This is a genomic window from Herbaspirillum rhizosphaerae (assembly GCF_001189965.1).
In the GTDB taxonomy this organism is placed as follows: Bacteria; Pseudomonadota; Gammaproteobacteria; order Burkholderiales; family Burkholderiaceae_D; genus Herbaspirillum; species Herbaspirillum rhizosphaerae.
Genome location: NZ_LFLU01000001.1, coordinates 101522 through 118058, shown reverse-complemented (window position 1 = coordinate 118058; position 16537 = coordinate 101522). Strand labels below are relative to the sequence as shown.

The 16537-nt window shown below is 57.9% G+C and carries 14 protein-coding genes; 8 read left to right on the top strand and 6 right to left on the bottom strand.

The window, feature by feature from the left end:
• Nucleotides 1-86 precede the first annotated feature (86 nt).
• Both clpA and clpS read right to left on the bottom strand, forming a co-directional pair.
• Nucleotides 87-2393, bottom strand: a complete 2307-nt coding sequence (gene clpA, locus AKL25_RS00515) for an ATP-dependent Clp protease ATP-binding subunit ClpA (protein ID WP_050475701.1) — start codon at nucleotides 2391-2393, stop codon at nucleotides 87-89.
• Complete coding sequence (gene clpS, locus AKL25_RS00510) at nucleotides 2390-2704, bottom strand: ATP-dependent Clp protease adapter ClpS (protein WP_007880228.1); 315 nt, start codon at nucleotides 2702-2704, stop codon at nucleotides 2390-2392. The genes clpA and clpS overlap by 4 nt, the downstream gene beginning before the upstream one ends.
• 342 nt (nucleotides 2705-3046) lie before the next feature.
• Here clpS and cspE point away from each other — a divergent pair, with 342 nt between their 5' ends.
• Nucleotides 3047-3250, top strand: coding sequence for a transcription antiterminator/RNA stability regulator CspE (cspE, locus tag AKL25_RS00505; protein ID WP_009665919.1), 204 nt, complete (start codon nucleotides 3047-3049; stop codon nucleotides 3248-3250).
• 178 nt (nucleotides 3251-3428) lie between these two features.
• On the opposite strand, the gene icd is transcribed toward cspE, so the two are convergent.
• Complete coding sequence (gene icd, locus AKL25_RS00500; protein WP_050475700.1) at nucleotides 3429-4682, bottom strand: NADP-dependent isocitrate dehydrogenase; 1254 nt, start codon at nucleotides 4680-4682, stop codon at nucleotides 3429-3431.
• Nucleotides 4683-5045: 363 nt separating this feature from the next.
• Between icd and AKL25_RS00495 the strand changes: the two genes are divergently transcribed.
• From AKL25_RS00495 to AKL25_RS00485, 3 genes are all read left to right on the top strand, one after another.
• Nucleotides 5046-5612 carry a pseudouridine synthase gene (locus tag AKL25_RS00495; RefSeq protein WP_050475699.1) on the top strand — a complete coding sequence of 189 codons (567 nt, stop codon included), beginning with the start codon at nucleotides 5046-5048 and terminating at the stop codon, nucleotides 5610-5612.
• A gap of 154 nt (nucleotides 5613-5766) precedes the next feature.
• Entirely contained in the window at nucleotides 5767-5961 is a 195-nt protein-coding gene (locus tag AKL25_RS00490; protein WP_050476083.1) for a hypothetical protein, read from the top strand.
• Between the two features lie 172 nt (nucleotides 5962-6133).
• Complete coding sequence (locus AKL25_RS00485) at nucleotides 6134-6574, top strand: DUF192 domain-containing protein (RefSeq protein WP_050475698.1); 441 nt, start codon at nucleotides 6134-6136, stop codon at nucleotides 6572-6574.
• A 255-nt stretch (nucleotides 6575-6829) separates the two neighbouring features.
• Here the strand turns inward: AKL25_RS00485 and rpsT are convergent, their stop codons facing one another.
• Nucleotides 6830-7096, bottom strand: coding sequence for a 30S ribosomal protein S20 (gene rpsT / locus AKL25_RS00480; RefSeq protein ID WP_050475697.1), 267 nt, complete (start codon nucleotides 7094-7096; stop codon nucleotides 6830-6832).
• 292 nt (nucleotides 7097-7388) lie between these two features.
• On the opposite strand from rpsT, the gene murJ reads away from it, so the two are divergent.
• The gene (gene murJ, locus AKL25_RS00475; protein ID WP_050475696.1) at nucleotides 7389-8939 is read left to right on the top strand and encodes a murein biosynthesis integral membrane protein MurJ; all 1551 of its coding nucleotides are present in this window, start codon (nucleotides 7389-7391) and stop codon (nucleotides 8937-8939) included.
• A gap of 93 nt (nucleotides 8940-9032) precedes the next feature.
• On the top strand, nucleotides 9033-9872 hold the full coding sequence (locus AKL25_RS00470; protein ID WP_050475695.1) for a SirB1 family protein: 840 nt from the start codon (nucleotides 9033-9035) through the stop codon (nucleotides 9870-9872).
• Between the two features lie 51 nt (nucleotides 9873-9923).
• Here AKL25_RS00470 and AKL25_RS00465 read toward each other — a convergent pair whose 3' ends face one another.
• On the bottom strand, nucleotides 9924-11837 hold the full coding sequence (locus AKL25_RS00465; protein WP_050475694.1) for an ATP-binding cassette domain-containing protein: 1914 nt from the start codon (nucleotides 11835-11837) through the stop codon (nucleotides 9924-9926).
• Between the two features lie 328 nt (nucleotides 11838-12165).
• On the opposite strand from AKL25_RS00465, the gene AKL25_RS00460 reads away from it, so the two are divergent.
• Nucleotides 12166-14601, top strand: a complete 2436-nt coding sequence (locus AKL25_RS00460; protein ID WP_420840691.1) for a penicillin-binding protein 1A — start codon at nucleotides 12166-12168, stop codon at nucleotides 14599-14601.
• A gap of 446 nt (nucleotides 14602-15047) precedes the next feature.
• Here AKL25_RS00460 and AKL25_RS00455 read toward each other — a convergent pair whose 3' ends face one another.
• On the bottom strand, nucleotides 15048-15617 hold the full coding sequence (locus tag AKL25_RS00455; protein ID WP_050475693.1) for a sigma-70 family RNA polymerase sigma factor: 570 nt from the start codon (nucleotides 15615-15617) through the stop codon (nucleotides 15048-15050).
• A 193-nt stretch (nucleotides 15618-15810) separates the two neighbouring features.
• On the opposite strand from AKL25_RS00455, the gene AKL25_RS00450 reads away from it, so the two are divergent.
• Nucleotides 15811-16533: a c-type cytochrome gene (locus tag AKL25_RS00450; protein WP_083444544.1), complete on the top strand. Its 723-nt coding sequence runs from the start codon at nucleotides 15811-15813 to the stop codon at nucleotides 16531-16533.
• Nucleotides 16534-16537: the final 4 nt, after the last annotated feature.

The window sequence follows — 16537 nt, the reverse complement described above, 5'->3', positions numbered from 1 at the left end:
AACGATCAAACGTTCCGGCCTTTTTATTTTCACTGCTTGCTGCTGAGTCGGCGCTCCTTGCGATGCGCCGGTATGGTCGAGACTGCTTATTCGACTTCCAGCTTTTCCTGCGGCTCTTCCGGCGGAGGCGTCGAATCGTCGCCTTCGGGGAATTCCAGCTTGACCTGATCCTTGTCGTCCAGCTCGACGGTGACACGGCCGCCGTTGACCAGACGGCCAAACAGCAGTTCGTCGGCCAGCGCCTTGCGGATCATGTCCTGGATCAGACGCGACATCGGACGCGCGCCCATCAGCGGATCGAAGCCCTTCTTGCTCAGGAACTTGCGCAAGGTGTCGGAGAATACGGCTTCCACCTTCTTCTCGTGCAACTGCTCTTCCAGTTGCATCAGGAACTTGTCGACCACGCGCAGGATGATGTCTTCGTCCAGCGCACGGAAGCTGATGATCGAATCCAGACGGTTGCGGAATTCCGGCGTAAACATACGCTTGATGTCCGCCATCTCGTCGCCGGCTTCCTTCTTGTCGGTGAAACCGATCGAACGCTTTTGCAGGCTTTCTGCGCCGGCATTCGTGGTCATCACGATTATGACATTGCGGAAGTCGGTCTTGCGGCCGTTGTTGTCGGTCAGCGTGCCGTGATCCATCACCTGCAACAGGATATTGAAAATATCCGGATGCGCCTTTTCGATTTCATCGAGCAGCAGCACGGCATGCGGCTTCTTGGTGATCGCTTCGGTCAGCAGACCGCCCTGGTCGAAACCGACGTAGCCCGGAGGCGCGCCGATCAGACGGCTGACCGCGTGGCGCTCCATGTATTCAGACATGTCGAAACGAATCAGCTCGATGCCCATGATAAAGGCCAGTTGCTTCGCCACTTCGGTCTTGCCCACGCCGGTCGGACCGGAGAACAGGAAGGAGCCGATCGGCTTGTCGGTTTTGCCCAGGCCGGCACGCGCCATCTTGATCGCCGACGCCAGGGCTTCGATCGCCGGATCCTGGCCGAACACGACATTCTTGAGGTCGCGATCGATCGTTTGCAGCTTGGTGCGGTCGTCCTGATTGACGGATTGCGGCGGAATGCGCGCGATCTTGGAGATGATCTCTTCGATCTCGGACTTGCCGATGGTTTTCTTTTGCTTCGACTTCGGCAGGATGCGTTGCGCGGCGCCGGCTTCGTCGATGACGTCGATCGCCTTGTCAGGCAGGTGACGGTCGTTGATGAAGCGTGCTGCCAGCTCGGCTGCGGAAGTCAGCGCCGAAGCGGAATACTTCACGCCGTGGTGCTCTTCGAACTTGGACTTCAAACCACGCAAGATCTGGATGGTCTGCTCGACGGTCGGCTCGTTGACGTCGATCTTCTGGAAGCGACGCGACAAGGCGTGGTCTTTTTCGAAGACGCCGCGGAATTCGGTGTAAGTGGTCGCACCGATGCACTTGAGCTGACCGCTGGACAATGCCGGCTTGAGCAGATTGGATGCATCCAGCGTACCGCCCGAAGCCGAACCGGCGCCGATGATGGTGTGGATTTCGTCGATGAAGAGAATGCCGTTGGGGCTATCCTTCAATTGCTTGAGGACGGCTTTCAGGCGCTGTTCGAAATCACCGCGATACTTGGTGCCGGCCAGCAGAGCGCCCATGTCGAGCGAATACACGACGGCGTTCTTGAGGATCTCCGGCACATCGCTTTGCGTGATGCGCCATGCCAGGCCTTCGGCGATGGCAGTCTTGCCGACGCCGGCTTCGCCGACCAGCAAGGGGTTGTTCTTGCGGCGGCGGCAGAGCGTCTGGATCACGCGCTCGACTTCGGCATCGCGGCCGATGAGCGGATCGATCTTGCCTTCTGCGGCAGCCTTGTTCAGATTCTGGGTGAACTGATCGAGAGGACTTTCCTTTTGCTGGCCTTCGGTCTGCACGTCTTCCGCTCCTTCAGGCGCTTTTTGCGAATCGACCTGCTGATCCTTGCGCACACCATGAGAAATGAAATTGACTACGTCCAGGCGGGTTACGCCCTGTTGATGCAGATAATAGACAGCGTGCGAGTCCTTCTCGCCGAAGATGGCGACGAGCACGTTGGCGCCGGTCACTTCCTTCTTGCCGTTGGAAGCCGACTGCACGTGCATGATCGCACGCTGGATCACGCGCTGGAAACCCAGCGTCGGCTGCGTGTCGACTTCATTGGTGCCGGGAACGGTCGGCGTGTTGTCGGTAATGAAATTCGTCAGCGTCTTGCGCAGGTCGTCGATATTGACCGAGCACGCGCGCATTACTTCCGCCGCCGACGGATTGTCGAGCAGGGCGAGGAGCAAATGCTCTACCGTGATAAATTCGTGACGGGATTGTCTGGCCTCAACAAATGCCATGTGCAAACTGACTTCCAATTCCTGCGCAATCATGCTTCCTCCATCACGCACTGCAGGGGGTGCCCTGCTTTCCTAGCGTGGGTTAATACGAGTTCAACTTTTGTGGATGCGATATCTTTCGGATACACACCACACATACCTTTCCCATCGCGGTGAACTTTGAGCATAATCTGCGTCGCCGTTTCACGGTCTTTGTTGAAGTACTCCTGAATGACTGCGACGACGAATTCCATCGGCGTATAGTCATCGTTCAACAACAATACCTGGTACATAGGAGGCGGCTTGAGCTTTTGCTCCTGCCGCGCCAGGACTGTACCGTTATCATTATCGTGCTTGGTTGCCATGCATCTATTCTAAAACTATCAATCAACTGTGCAACGCACAACGATGAAGAAAATATCCAAATTAAATTAGATATTACGCGTTTTCCTGATAGTCCGCAGATAACGCTTATTTATCGTAAATCAAGAGCACGTCATCCCATCGAGTGAACAAAAGCTTAATAATTCCACTGAAAACAGCTTGACTTTTGTATTTTTAACGAGAACAATGGAATTCATTGATAAGTAGTTACTGCTTGTTAATACGAAGGGGGCAAGTTTAAGGGGGGCTGCGGACGTTTTAATCTCGCGAGGCTTCTTGCTTTAACGGCTCGTGTGATTTTTTATTAATTGAAAGATGCTTTTATGGCAACAGGTACAGTCAAGTGGTTCAACGATTCTAAGGGCTTTGGCTTTATCACTCCGGACGACGGCGGTGAAGATTTGTTCGCACACTTCTCGGCAATTCAGATGAACGGCTTCAAGACCCTCAAAGAAGGTCAAAAAGTTCAGTTCGAAGTCACGCAAGGCCCTAAAGGCAAGCAAGCTTCCAACATCCAGGCTCCTTAATTTCGTATTAAGACGCTTCTAAAAAGCTCCTGTTTCGACAGGAGCTTTTTTTATGCCTGTTTTTTTTGATGCCTGTTGTGCCTGCCGAAAATGCACCGGCAATAAAAAAGGCCGGATAACCGGCCCTTTTCATCATTCATCGCTTGCAGCACCACTGAGGCTGCGCACGATCGACGAATCACATGTTTTCGATCACGGCATCACCAAACCCGGAACACGACACCTGCGTCGCGCCTTCCATCAGGCGCGCAAAGTCGTAAGTCACCTTCTTCGATGAAATCGTCGTTTGCATCGCTTCGACAATGATGGCAGCCGCTTCGGTCCAGCCCATGTGGCGCAGCATCATTTCGGCCGACAGGATCAGTGAACCCGGGTTGACGTAATCCTTGCCTGCATAGCGCGGCGAAGTGCCATGCGTGGCCTCGAACATCGCCACCGAATCCGACATGTTGGCGCCGGGAGCAATGCCGATGCCGCCGACCTGCGCCGCCAGTGCGTCCGAGATGTAGTCGCCGTTCAGGTTCAGCGTCGCGATGACGCTGTACTCCGCCGGACGCAGCAGGATCTGCTGCATGAAGGCGTCAGTGATCGAATCCTTGACGATGATGTCGCGACCGGTCTTCGGATTTTTCACCCGCACCCATGGACCGTCATCGATGATCACCCCGCCGAACTCCTTCTGCGCCAGGGCATAGCCCCAGTCGCGGAAGCTGCCTTCGGTGAATTTCATGATGTTGCCCTTGTGGACCAGGGTGACCGATGGCTTGTCGTGGTCGATGGCGTACTGAATCGCCTTGCGCACCAGACGCTCGGTACCCTCTTGCGATACCGGCTTGATGCCGAGGCTGGAGGTCTCAGGGAAGCGCAATTTCTTGACGCCCATTTCCTTGACCAGGAAGTCGATCAGCTTTTTGGCACCTTCCGAGCCGGCTTGCCATTCGATGCCGGCGTAAATGTCTTCCGAGTTTTCTCGGAAGATGACCATGTTGGTCTTCTCAGGCTCACGCAGCGGCGACGGCACGCCCTTGAAGTAGCGCACCGGGCGCAGGCAGACATACAGATCCAGTTGCTGGCGCAGCGACACGTTGAGCGAACGGATGCCGCCGCCGACCGGGGTGGTCAGCGGACCTTTGATCGAAACGATGTATTCCTTGACGGCCGCAACGGTTTCTTCCGGCAGCCAGACGTCGTCGCCGTACAACCTGGTCGACTTTTCGCCGGCATAGATTTCCATCCAGCTGATCTTGCGCTTGTCGCCGTAGGCCTTCTCGACTGCCGCGTTGACGACCTTGAGCATGACAGGCGTCACATCACTGCCGGTGCCGTCGCCTTCAATGAATGGAATGATCGGATTGTCCGGAACATTGAGGGAAAAGTCTGCGTTGACGGTAATTTTCTTACCTTCAGACGGCACGTTGATATGTTGGTACATCGTTGTCTCCGACAATTAAACTAAACGGATTGAAGCGAAAAAATGCGAATGGTCACGGCCTGCCATTCTGAACCAGAATCCCGCACGCGGCATCAGGAAACAGCGGCGAGTCGAATCCGGGCAGCCAGGCCAGGACGGCGCAGCAGTGCTGCCGCAAGGGCCCGTACAAGATTTCTGCAAGAAATAAAAGTAAGCGGCGTCTTATATAAGACATAAGATACCACTTTTATCATGCACGAGTATTTTACTGAATGTCGTGCCTTTGCAATACCCAGGCTGTAACATTTACCCCTGACGCGCTGCCGCAGACCGACTGCCGCAAGCGACGCTGCCTATTCGATTCAACACCTCTTCCGCTCAAGCATGCCTCTGATCTTGTTCAACAAACCGTTTCAGGTCCTGTGCCAATTTTCGGCGCACCCGGAGCGCGACACGCTGGCCAATTACCTCGACATTCCCGATATTTACCCCGCAGGTCGCCTGGATGCCGACAGCGAAGGTCTGATGCTGCTGACCGACGACGGCGAATTGCAGCATGAGATCAGCCACCCCAAGCGCAAGCAGCCGAAAGTTTACCTGGTGCAAGTAGACGGCGTGCCCGACCGCGAGGCGCTGGACCGCCTGCGCAATCCGCTCGATCTGGGCGATTTCGTTACGCAGCGCAGCGAAGTGAAACATGTCGAGGAACCGGCCTGGCTATGGCCGCGCAACCCGCCGATACGCGTGAGGCAAAGCCAGCCGACCAGTTGGCTGACCATCAGGATCTCGGAAGGAAAAAATCGTCAGGTGCGCCGCATGACGGCAGCAGTCGACCTGCCCACTTTGCGCCTGGTGCGCATCGCCATCGGTCCGTTTTCCCTGCACACGCATCCGCTGATGCCGGGCGAGTGGAAGGCGGTGGATCCCTCTGAGCTCAGCCGCCAAACCTGACAAACCACTGACTGAAAAGCCTCATACTACGCGGGATGCAAAGAAATATTCTTTTTTGGAATTTTCTGTCAACCAAGCTTTCTGCACGTCGTTATTGGCAATGATTCACGAGAATCACCGTTTTCTTAACATGTTAAATTTGAAGGACTGCAAAATGAAAAAATTGATCGCCGCTCTGATCGCTGGTCTGTTCGCCACTTCCGTGTTCGCACAAGCTGCAGCTCCTGCTGCTCCAGCAGCTCCAGCTGCTGACGCTGCTGCTCCTGCTCCAAAGGCTAAGAAAGCGAAGAAGAGCCACAAGGCTAAGAAGGCAAAGAAGGCTGCTCCAGCTGCTGACGCTGCTAAGTAATCTGGCTTTTGCATCACTAAAAGGCAGGCTCGTCCTGCCTTTTTTCATTTCTGCTCCCGGTTTTCAGCCGGATCCGCCAACGTCCCTCGCCTCGACTGGCCCGATGTGCCACCGGCAATCGCTATCCTCGCTATAATCCGCTGATCGTCCGTCACCCTCATCTCAAATCATCATGCGCCGTTCACTTGCACTGCTTACCGCACTTGCTGCTTTCGCGACCGCCCTTCCATCTTACTCCCAGCAACTCCAGAAATTCCCCACCACCACGCTCAACGCCGGCCTGTACCTGATCAAGGCGGAAGTCGCCTCGACCGAAGCGCAGCGCGAGCAAGGCTTGATGTTCCGGGACAAAATGGGCGCCAATGAAGGCATGGTGTTCGTCTTCGGCCAGCCGGCGGGAGTCTGCATGTGGATGAAAAATACGCTGATCCCGCTGTCGGTCGCCTTCATGGACGAAACCGGCAAGATCATCAACATCGAGGAAATGAAGGAACAAACCCTGGATTCGCATTGCGCGACCAAGGCGGCAACCTACGCCCTGGAGATGAACAAGGGCTGGTTCAAGCAAAAGAACATCAAGCCAGGCACGGTGATTGAAGGCTTGCCGCGTTAAACCTCTGACAACACGCCCGACATCAAGCCCGTGACGCCCGGAGCGACGTCGCGGCGCCGCAATCCCCCTGAGAATGACTCATGGCAATGTGCGCCTCAATTGGCGCCAGAAGCTGCGATCCGGCACACAATAACGCCTGGAAATGCAAAAACCCGCCAAATCGCTTGGGCGGGTTGATGTTTTCGAATCGACATTGCTATCGATTCAGCATTGCGAGGATCTCTGCCGCAGCAAAGATCCGATCAGCAACAAGAATTAAGCAGCCAGTGCCTTCAGGGCAGCAGCCAGACGGCTCTTGTGGCGAGCAGCCTTGTTCTTGTGAATGATTTTCTTGTCAGCGATGCTGTCGATGGTCGAAACCGAAGCCTGGAACACGGAAGCCGCAGCAGCCTTGTCGCCTGCTTCGATTGCCTTACGAACAGCCTTGATTGCTGTACGCAGAGTCGAACGTTGGCTGGAGTTGTGCGCGTTTTGCTTAACAGCTTGACGAGCACGCTTGCGTGCTTGTGCGGTATTTGCCATGAATAATTATCCTAAATCGAGATCGAGAGCATCGCAATCTTGATAACTTGCGAGGCGGAATTCTGTAAAGCCACGGATTATAACCATTTTTCCTCAAACTGGCAAATACAGCCTCATTATCGCCTCCAGCCTGTTGCAAACCGGTCAGATTGCCCGTCATCAACAAACCCGCCGCCAACATTTCCCGCTTTGCCGAACCTTCGCACCCTCGCCTCCTCAAACGCCATCAACCCGGCTGACAATGGCATCAAAGCGCCTGCCGCAGCAAAAACGAAAGCTATAATGCCGTCCCATGAACTTGCATAAAACGCTTGCCACCGTCTCTGGCATGACGATGCTCTCCCGCATTACCGGCCTCGCAAGAGAAATCCTGTTCGCACGCGCATTCGGCGCCTCGGCCTATACGGACGCCTTCAACGTGGCGTTCCGCATTCCCAACCTGTTGCGCCGCCTGTTCGCCGAAGGAGCGTTCTCGCAGGCGTTCGTCCCCATCCTCGCCGAATACAAGAACCAGAAAGGCGATGCCGCCACCAAAAACCTGGTTGATCATGTGGCAACGGTGCTGATCTGGGTGATGCTGGCCACCAGCATCGTCGGCATCCTCGCCACGCCGGTGATCGTCTACTTCATCGCCACCGGCCTCAAATACAACCAGGGCGCGTTCGACGCTTCCGTGATGATGACGCGGATCATGTTTCCGTATATCGGTTTCATGGCCTTCGTGGCACTGGCCGGCGGCATCCTCAACACCTGGCGCGAATTCAAGATCCCGGCTTTTACGTCGGTGCTGCTGAACGTGTCCTTCATCGTCGCCTCGCTGTTCGTCGCGCCCTACATGGACCAGCCTATCTATGCGATGGCGTTTGCGGTGTTCGTCGGCGGCGTGCTGCAAGTCGCGCTGCAGATCCCTGCGCTGACCAAGATCGGCATGTTGCCGCGCCTGTATCTCAATCCGATGATCGGCCTGTCCGACGAAGGCGTCAAACGCGTGCTCAAGAAGATGGGACCGGCCGTGTTCGCCGTCTCGGCCGCGCAGATCAGCCTGATGATCAATACCAACATCGCTTCGCGCCTGGCGCATGGCAGCGTATCGTGGCTATCGTACGCCGACCGCCTGATGGAATTCCCAACCGCGCTGCTCGGCGTGGCGCTCGGCACGATCCTGTTGCCAAGCTTGTCCAACGCGCATGCCGAAAACGATATGCAGGAATACTCCTCCCTGCTCGACTGGGGCCTGCGCCTGACCTTTTTGCTGGCGCTGCCCTGCGCCGTCGGCCTGGCGACGCTGTCGGTGCCGCTGACCGCAACGCTATTCCATTACGGCAAATTCGACACGTTGTCGGTCGCCATGACCAGCAACGCGCTGGTCGCCTACGGCGTCGGCCTGATCGGCCTGATTCTGGTGAAGATTCTTGCGCCCGGCTTTTATGCGAAACAAGACATCCGCACGCCGGTCAAGATCGCCATCGGCGTGCTGATCGCCACACAGCTGATGAACTACATTTTTGTGCCCTGGATCGCACATGCCGGCCTGGCCTTGTCCATCGGACTGGGCGCCTGCCTGAACGCCGCGTTTCTATTCTGGGGACTGCGCCGCCGCAACATCTACACGCCGCAGCCAGGCTGGCGCATGTTCCTGATCAAGCTGACCGGCGCGCTGTTCCTGCTGGCCGGGGTCGCGCTGGCGGTGGCGCGGCATTTCGACTGGATCGCCATGCGCGCACATCCGGCCGAACGCGTCGGCGCGCTGATGCTGGTGTTTGCCGCCTGCGGCATCGCCTATTTCGGCGCCTTGATGGCGATGGGTTTCCGTTTCCGCGACTTCAAGCGCATTGGCCGCTGATCAGCTTAATTATTTTCCGGCAATGTTGCTTTAGCGCCCCATTGCCGGACAAACATTTCACAAGCGCGCATATTTTGATAGCATGACCAACATATGACGCTTACACCGCTCGAATATTTTTCTTCGCTGGTTCGTCAAGACGACTCGATTCCGCTGTTTGAATCGGCTCTGGCGTTGGGCCAGGATGCTTATCCCGATCTGGATTTTTCCGCCTGCCAGATCGAGATGGACACTTTAGCGCTCAAGCTGAAGCAGCGTCTCTCCGCCGATGCATCGCATATTCAGAAACTGCGCATGCTGAACCATTTCTTTTTCCAGGAATTGGCCTTCGCCGGCAACATCAATAATTATTACGATCCCGACAACAGCTACATCCATCGCGTCATCACCTCGCGCCGCGGCATCCCGATTTCGCTGGCGGTGGTGTACATGGAATTGGGCCAGCAGATCGGCCTGAACATGAAGGGTATCTCCTTCCCCGGCCACTTCCTGATGAAGCTGTCGGTGCAGTCCGGCGACATCGTGCTGGATCCGATGAACGGTTCCAGCCTGTCGCGCGAAGAACTGGAAGAACGTCTTGAACCCTATCTGGAGCAGCAGGAATACGGCGACGAGCTGCCGCTGGCCGCTTATCTGCGTGCAGCGCATCCACGCGAAATCCTGACCCGCATGCTGCGCAATCTGAAAGCGATCTTCACCGACGCGCAACGCTGGCAGCGCGTGCTCGACGTGCAGGAACGCCTGGTGATTTTATTGCCGGATGAAATTACCGAGCGCCGCGACCGCGGGCTGGCCTATGCAAACATGGCGGAGCCGCAGGCTGCGCTGGACGATCTGGAGGCCTATCTGGCCTTGCGTCCCGATGCCGAAGACGCCGACATCATGCGCGAGAAACTACCGGAGTTGCGCCATGCCAGCCGGCGCCCCAATTGAGATTCAACTCAGACCGAATTGACATTGGAAGCGCCGTCTCTGCAGAACTGATTACCCCTTGGAACGCGCTTCGATCACTTCCCAGCGTTCCAGGTTTTCCAATAACAGGCCGTCGATCTCGGCAAAGCGCGCATTCAGCTTCACCGCGGCATCCGCACCTTGCTTATAGAGATCCGGATCGGCCAGCTTGGCGGAAATCGCCGCCTGCTCTTCTTCCAGTTGCGCGATCAGCTTGGGCAATTCTTCCAGCTCACGCTGTTCCTTGTAGCTGAGTTTCTTCGGTTTGGCTGCAGCGGCAACAGGCGCTGCCTGCACTTCCGCCGGCTTGGCTTCCGACTTGCCGTCGGCCTTCTTCGCCGTCGCCTGCATGTTGGCGCGCACGCGCTCCCAGTCGCTGTAGCCGCCGACATACTCGCGCCACACGCCGTCGCCTTCGGAGGCAATCACCTGCGTCACCACGTTGTCGAGGAAGGTGCGGTCATGGCTGACCAGGAACACGGTGCCGGCATATTCTTCCAGCAGTTCTTCCAGCAACTCCAGCGTATCGATATCGAGATCGTTGGTCGGTTCATCGAGCACCAGCACATTGGCCGGTTTGGCGAACAGACGCGCCAGCAGCAAACGGTTGCGCTCGCCGCCGGACAAGGTGCGTACCGGCGAACGCGCGCGTTCCGGTGCGAACAGGAAATCGCCAAGGTAAGTCATCACGTGCCTGCGCTGGCCGTTGACTTCCACCCAGTCGCTGCCCGGCGCGATGGTATCGGCCAAGGTGGCTTCTTCATTGAGCTGGGTGCGCATCTGGTCGAAATACGCAACCTGCAATTTGGTGCCCTGGCGGACCGTACCGGCGTCCGCCGTTTCTTCGCCGAGAATCAGCTTGAGCAAAGTGGTCTTGCCGGCGCCGTTCTGGCCTATCAGGCCGACCTTGTCGCCGCGCATGATGGTGCCGGTGAAATCGCGCACGATGGTCTTCGGGCCATAGGCCTTGCTGACGTTTTCCAGTTCCGCCACGATCTTGCCGGAGCGTTCGCCGGACGACACTTCCAGCTTGACCTGGCCCTGGCGGTCGCGGCGCACGCTGCGTTCCTGGCGCAAGGCTTCGAGACGGCGCACGCGGCCTTCGTCGCGGGTGCGGCGCGCCTGCACGCCCTTGCGGATCCAGACTTCTTCCTGCGCGAGGAATTTGTCGAACTTGGCGTTCTCCACTTCTTCATTGGCCAGCAGCTCGGCCTTGCGCGCCTGATAGGTGCTGAAGTTGCCCGGGAAGGACAAGATCTTGCCGCGGTCCAGTTCGATGATGCGGGTCGCCACGTTGTCGAGGAAGCTACGATCATGGGTGATGAACAGCACGCTGCCCTTGTAGTCGCGCAGCAGCGCTTCCAGCCACAGGATGGAGCCGAAATCCAGATGGTTGGTCGGCTCGTCCAGCAGCAGCACGTCGGGCGCGCCGACCAGGCCGCATGCCAGCGCCACGCGCTTTTGCATGCCGCCGGACAGCTCGCCGATCAGCGAATCAGCTTTCAGGTTGAGCTTGTCGAGCGTGGTTTCGACCTTGTGGTTCAGGCTCCAGGCATCGGCGGCGTCGAGCTTGACCTGGATGTCGTGCATGCGCTCCATCAGCGCGTCGTCGTTGTCGCCGCCGAACTGGCCGGTCAGCGATTCATATTCGGCCAGCAACGCCGGCAACTCGCCGAGGCCGGAAGCGACCGCGTCGAAAATCGACATCTCTGCGGGGAAATGCGGCTCCTGGTCGACATAGGCAATCTTCAGCCCTTGCTGCATCACCAGCAGACCGTCATCTAGCCTGGAAACGCTGGCGATGATTTTCAGCAAGGACGACTTGCCGGTGCCATTGCGGCCGATCAGACCGACGCGTTCGCCGGTTTCGAGGGAAAACTCCGCGCGATCGAGAAGCGCAACGTGTCCGAATGCCAGCTGCGCATTGGAAAGAGAAATGACTGCCATAAGTATGCCGAGGGGTGAAATCGAAGGCCGGGCAGAAACTGCTTTGCCGCGACTGAATTAAGAGGAAAGACCGCATTGTACCGATTGCGCGCGGGCTTGGTGAATCTAACGTCGATCTGCGCACGATCTTCCTGCCGTGACACCGCAGCGCAACAATTGCAATTGCCAAATAGCAACAAACGATGTGTTTCTGGCATGTTCCCGCACCGAAATCGGCTCAATACAATCCGCTGCATACAATTGGAAACATAATCCCTGCCCGGTTTGGCCTCAGAACGGCAGTCCGGCCCACCCCATGTTGTAAGATACGGCACGCCCTTCACTAACAATGACCATGCGCTTTAACTCTCGTTTGCCCCAGTTTTCCCGTCAACGCGGTTTTCTGAATCCCAACATCGCCAAATTCCTCGCCTTTTCCGTCCTCGGGCTGGCGATCATCGGCGCGCTGATCATCGCCTACGCGCTGATCTTCATCAACCCGCGCCTGCCGTCGCTGGACGTCATCACCGACTACCGTCCGAAGATTCCGCTGCGCATCTACTCCGCCGACAATGTCCTGCTCGGTGAATTCGGCGAAGAAAAGCGCAGTCTGGTGAAACTCGAGGCCATCCCCGCCAACGTGAAGAACGCAGTGCTGGCGATTGAAGACTATCGTTTCTACCAACATGGCGGCATCGACTACATCGGCATCGCGCGCGCACTCGCGACCGACCTGATCAAAGGCCACGCCAGCCAGGGCGCCAGCACCATCACCATGCAAGTGGCGCGCAATGTGTTCCTGACGAAAGAAAAAACTTTCTCGCGCAAGCTCTATGAAGTGCTGCTGGCCAACAAGATCGAAGCGACGCTGAGCAAGGACCAGATCCTTGAGGTGTACATGAACCAGATCTATCTGGGGCAACGCGCCTTCGGCTTTGCCGCCGCCTCCCGCACCTATTTCGGCAAGGACATCAAGGACGTGACGCTGGCGCAGGCCGCCATGCTGGCCGGCCTGCCCAAGGCGCCGTCGGCCTACAACCCGATCGTCAACCCCAAGCGCGCCCATATCCGCCAGCAGTACATCCTGCAACGCATGCTGGATCTGGAATACATCACGCAGGCGCAATATGACGCCGCCGTGAAAGAAGACATCCAGGTGCGCGCGCCCGGCAACCAGTACAACGTTCATGCCGAATACGTGAATGAAATGGTGCGCCAGATGGTCTATGCGCAATACAAGGAAGACACCTACACCCACGGCATCACCGTCACCACCACCATCAATGCCGCCGATCAAAAGGCCGCCTATGACGCGGTGCGCAAGGGCGTGATGGATTACGACCGCCGCCACGGCTATCGCGGCCCGGAAGAAACCATCGAATTGCCGTCCGGCGACGATGACCGCTCGCAGGCCATCGACGACGCCATGGACGATCACCCGGACAACGACGACATCCTCGCCGCCGTCGTGGTCTCGGCCGATCCCAAGCAAATCCAGGCGGTGATCCGCAGCGGCGACAAGATCACGCTGAGCGGCGACACGCTCAAGTTCGTTGCCGCAGCGCTGGGCCCAAAGGCCAAGAAGGAAATCCGCATTGCCCCGGGCGCGGTGATCCGCGTCATGCAGGATACCAAGAAGACCTGGCAGATCGTGCAATTGCCGGAAGTGGAAGCCACGCTGGTGTCGGTGACGCCGCAAAACGGCGCGATCCGCGCACTGGTCGGCGGCTTCGACTTCACGCAGAACAACTTCAACCACGTGACCCAGGCATGGCGCCAGCCGGGCTCGACCTTCAAGCCCTTCATCTATTCGGCGGCGCTGGAAAAAGGCTTCGGCCCGGCCAGTATCATCAACGATGCGCCGGTGTCCTACCCTGCCGGCAACGGCCAGCCGAACTGGGAACCGAAGGATGACGATCCGCCGGCCGGTCCGATGTCGATGCGCACCGCCTTGCAGAAGTCGGTCAACCTGGTGGCGATCCGCACGCTCGACGCCATCGGCGTGAAATATGCGCAAGACTTCATCACCAGCCATTTCGGTTTCGACGTCGACAAGGTGCCGCCTTACCTGCCGATGGCGCTGGGCGCCGGCCAGACCACGCCGCTGCAACTGGCGTCTGCCTACGCCATCTTCGCCAACGGCGGCTACAAGATCAATCCTTACCTGATCACGCAAATCGCCGATGCGCGCGGCAAGGTCTTGTCCAAGGCGGATCCGCTGATCGTCGGCAGCAACGCGCCGCGTGCGATTGACGAGCGCAACAGCTATGTCATGACCAGCCTGCTGCAATCGGTTGCCCAACGCGGCACCGGCGCCCGCAGCAACACGCTCAAGCGCACCGACCTGGCAGGCAAGACCGGCACCACCAACGATGCAATGGACGGCTGGTTCGCCGGCTATCAGCGCACGCTGGCGACGGTGGTGTGGATGGGTTACGACCAGCCCAAGACGCTGGGCAGCAAGGAATTCGGCGCACAACTGGCCTTGCCGATCTGGGTGGATTACATGGGTGTGGCGCTCAAGGGCGTGCCGCAATTCGACATGCCTGCGCCGGCCGGCATCAGGTTTATCGACAACGAGCCCTACTACGACAACTTCGCGCCGGGCGACGGCTTCGTTGCTTCGCTGGGCACGGACGGCGGCGGCGTAGTGGATGCCTTGTCCAACTTCTTCGGCTGGTCGAAGAATCCGAACTCGGAGACGCCTGCGCCGTCAGGCTCGACCGGCGCACCGGCGTCGGCGCCTGCACAGGTCGACCGCGAAAAGCTCTATCAAGGTCATTGACACGCTAACCGGTTCTCCAAAAGAAAAAGCGCAGAAGACAACATCTTCTGCGCTTTTTTACTTTTGTGCCTGGCGCCCCCGACACGGATCGAACGTGTGACCTATCCCTTCGTACCACCATGGCTTTCGCCACCAAATAACTTGTTTGTGGTCTGGACTATACCTTGGCCATAGACTTGCAGTCCGCAGGCCGGAGCCGTCTAGTCTCTACACCTTCCGCACGATAACAACCCGGTGCGGCTTGGCTCGGTATCGCCAGCAGCCGTTTGCAACATCAACATGGCAAGCGCTGTCAGGGTTCACCGAATTTGACTCCATTCACGCGGCGCCTTTCGGATGCCGGTGCCCAATTGTATTTAGGAGGGGATCGCTCTATCCACTGAGCTACGGGGGCGTGGGCGCTATTGTAGCGGGTGTCGGCAGGTATGGAAAGGCGCGTGGCAGAATCATGCGCGGCTGGTGCGGCCGTCGAACCAGTTCTGGTCGAGGCACAGACGCAGTTGCATGCGGGCGCGATACAGCAGCACGCTGCAATTGCTGGTGGTGATCTTGAGTTCCTTGCAGATCTCGGCGATCTCGAACTCAAACAGCTCGCGCATAGAAAATACCCGCGCCATCACCGGCGTAAGCTTGTTGACACAAAAATCCATGATGTCGAAGAACTGCGACTGCTGCAGGGTTTCCGCCGGATTGCCCCAATCGGCAGGCGCTTCGGCCCAGTGACCGGTTTCGTCGAAGAGGACGTCGAAGTCGGTCGGATCGCCGGTTTCTTCCTGCGTGACCTGGACATATTTCTTTTCCTTGCGGATCAGGTCGACGATCTTGTGCTTGAGGATGCCGACCAGCCAGGTGCGCAGCGACGATTTGCCGGAGAAACCCGCAGGATTCTGCAAGGCTGCCAGCAAGGTTTCCTGCGCCACGTCCTCGGCCGCGTCTTCCTGCACATGCAAACGCGCGAACTTGACCAGCATGCTACGCTCGGCAATCACGGACTGTTCAAACGACTTGTCGGTCATGGGGATTCGTCTGTCTTGTGGAATTGATCTGTACGGCAACAACTACGACAAAAACGCTACTGTACTTGGATTTTCGCGCTGCCGGTGTGCAGGCATGATAAACGCCCGCTCTTATACAATGCAAATCATGCGATCGGTTATCCGATCAGCTCGCCGCATATAACTTACAACAACTATTTATATGGCCAGCCTTATGTTTTCTCTGATACCCGCTCGTCGTTGCGTGCTGATATTGTGCGCGACGCTGATGACCTGCCTGTTACCGACTGTGCACGCCCAGTCGCAACAGACATTGCCGGATACGATTGCCCAGCGCGTCGTCGCCTGCACCGCCTGCCACGGCAAGGAGGGCCGCGCCTCCAGCGACGGTTTCTATCCGCGCATCGCCGGCAAACCGGAAGGCTATCTGTTCAACCAGCTCACCAATTTTCGCGACGGTCGCCGGCAATATCCGCTGATGACTTATTTGCTGGATCATCTGTCCGACGCTTATCTGCACGAGATCGCCAGCTACTTCTCCCAACAGCATCCACCCTACCCCGCGCCGCAACCGGGTGACGCGACACCGGCGGTGCTGGAGCGCGGCCGCAATCTGGTCATGCACGGCGACAGCAGCAAAAAGGTGCCGGCCTGCATCGCCTGCCACGGCCATGCGCTGACCGGCGTGGCGCCTGCCGTGCCGGGCCTGATCGGTTTGCCGCGCGACTATATCAATTCGCAATTCGGCGCCTGGAGAAACGGCGTGCGCAAAGCAAAAACCCCCGACTGCATGGCTCAGATCACGCAGAAGCTGACGCTGGAAGACATCAACGCCGCCAGCAGCTGGCTCGCCGCCCAAACCGTGCCGGAGGGCGCAGTGCCGGCCGCGGCCGCCACCGTCAAGCTGCCGCTGGCTTGCGGCAGCGTCGCAGAATAAGGGG

What these genes read in the sequence shown, in the direction of transcription:
- clpA (WP_050475701.1), bottom strand. Translation starts at nt 2,393, where the DNA reads ATGATTGCGCAGGAATTGGAAGTCAGTTTGCACATGGCATTTGTTGAG.
- clpS (WP_007880228.1), bottom strand. Translation starts at nt 2,704, where the DNA reads ATGGCAACCAAGCACGATAATGATAACGGTACAGTCCTGGCGCGGCAG.
- cspE (WP_009665919.1), top strand. Translation starts at nt 3,047, where the DNA reads ATGGCAACAGGTACAGTCAAGTGGTTCAACGATTCTAAGGGCTTTGGC.
- icd (WP_050475700.1), bottom strand. Translation starts at nt 4,682, where the DNA reads ATGTACCAACATATCAACGTGCCGTCTGAAGGTAAGAAAATTACCGTC.
- AKL25_RS00495 (WP_050475699.1), top strand. Translation starts at nt 5,046, where the DNA reads ATGCCTCTGATCTTGTTCAACAAACCGTTTCAGGTCCTGTGCCAATTT.
- AKL25_RS00490 (WP_050476083.1), top strand. Translation starts at nt 5,767, where the DNA reads ATGAAAAAATTGATCGCCGCTCTGATCGCTGGTCTGTTCGCCACTTCC.
- AKL25_RS00485 (WP_050475698.1), top strand. Translation starts at nt 6,134, where the DNA reads ATGCGCCGTTCACTTGCACTGCTTACCGCACTTGCTGCTTTCGCGACC.
- rpsT (WP_050475697.1), bottom strand. Translation starts at nt 7,096, where the DNA reads ATGGCAAATACCGCACAAGCACGCAAGCGTGCTCGTCAAGCTGTTAAG.
- murJ (WP_050475696.1), top strand. Translation starts at nt 7,389, where the DNA reads ATGAACTTGCATAAAACGCTTGCCACCGTCTCTGGCATGACGATGCTC.
- AKL25_RS00470 (WP_050475695.1), top strand. Translation starts at nt 9,033, where the DNA reads ATGACGCTTACACCGCTCGAATATTTTTCTTCGCTGGTTCGTCAAGAC.
- AKL25_RS00465 (WP_050475694.1), bottom strand. Translation starts at nt 11,837, where the DNA reads ATGGCAGTCATTTCTCTTTCCAATGCGCAGCTGGCATTCGGACACGTT.
- AKL25_RS00460 (WP_420840691.1), top strand. Translation starts at nt 12,166, where the DNA reads ATGACCATGCGCTTTAACTCTCGTTTGCCCCAGTTTTCCCGTCAACGC.
- AKL25_RS00455 (WP_050475693.1), bottom strand. Translation starts at nt 15,617, where the DNA reads ATGACCGACAAGTCGTTTGAACAGTCCGTGATTGCCGAGCGTAGCATG.
- AKL25_RS00450 (WP_083444544.1), top strand. Translation starts at nt 15,811, where the DNA reads ATGTTTTCTCTGATACCCGCTCGTCGTTGCGTGCTGATATTGTGCGCG.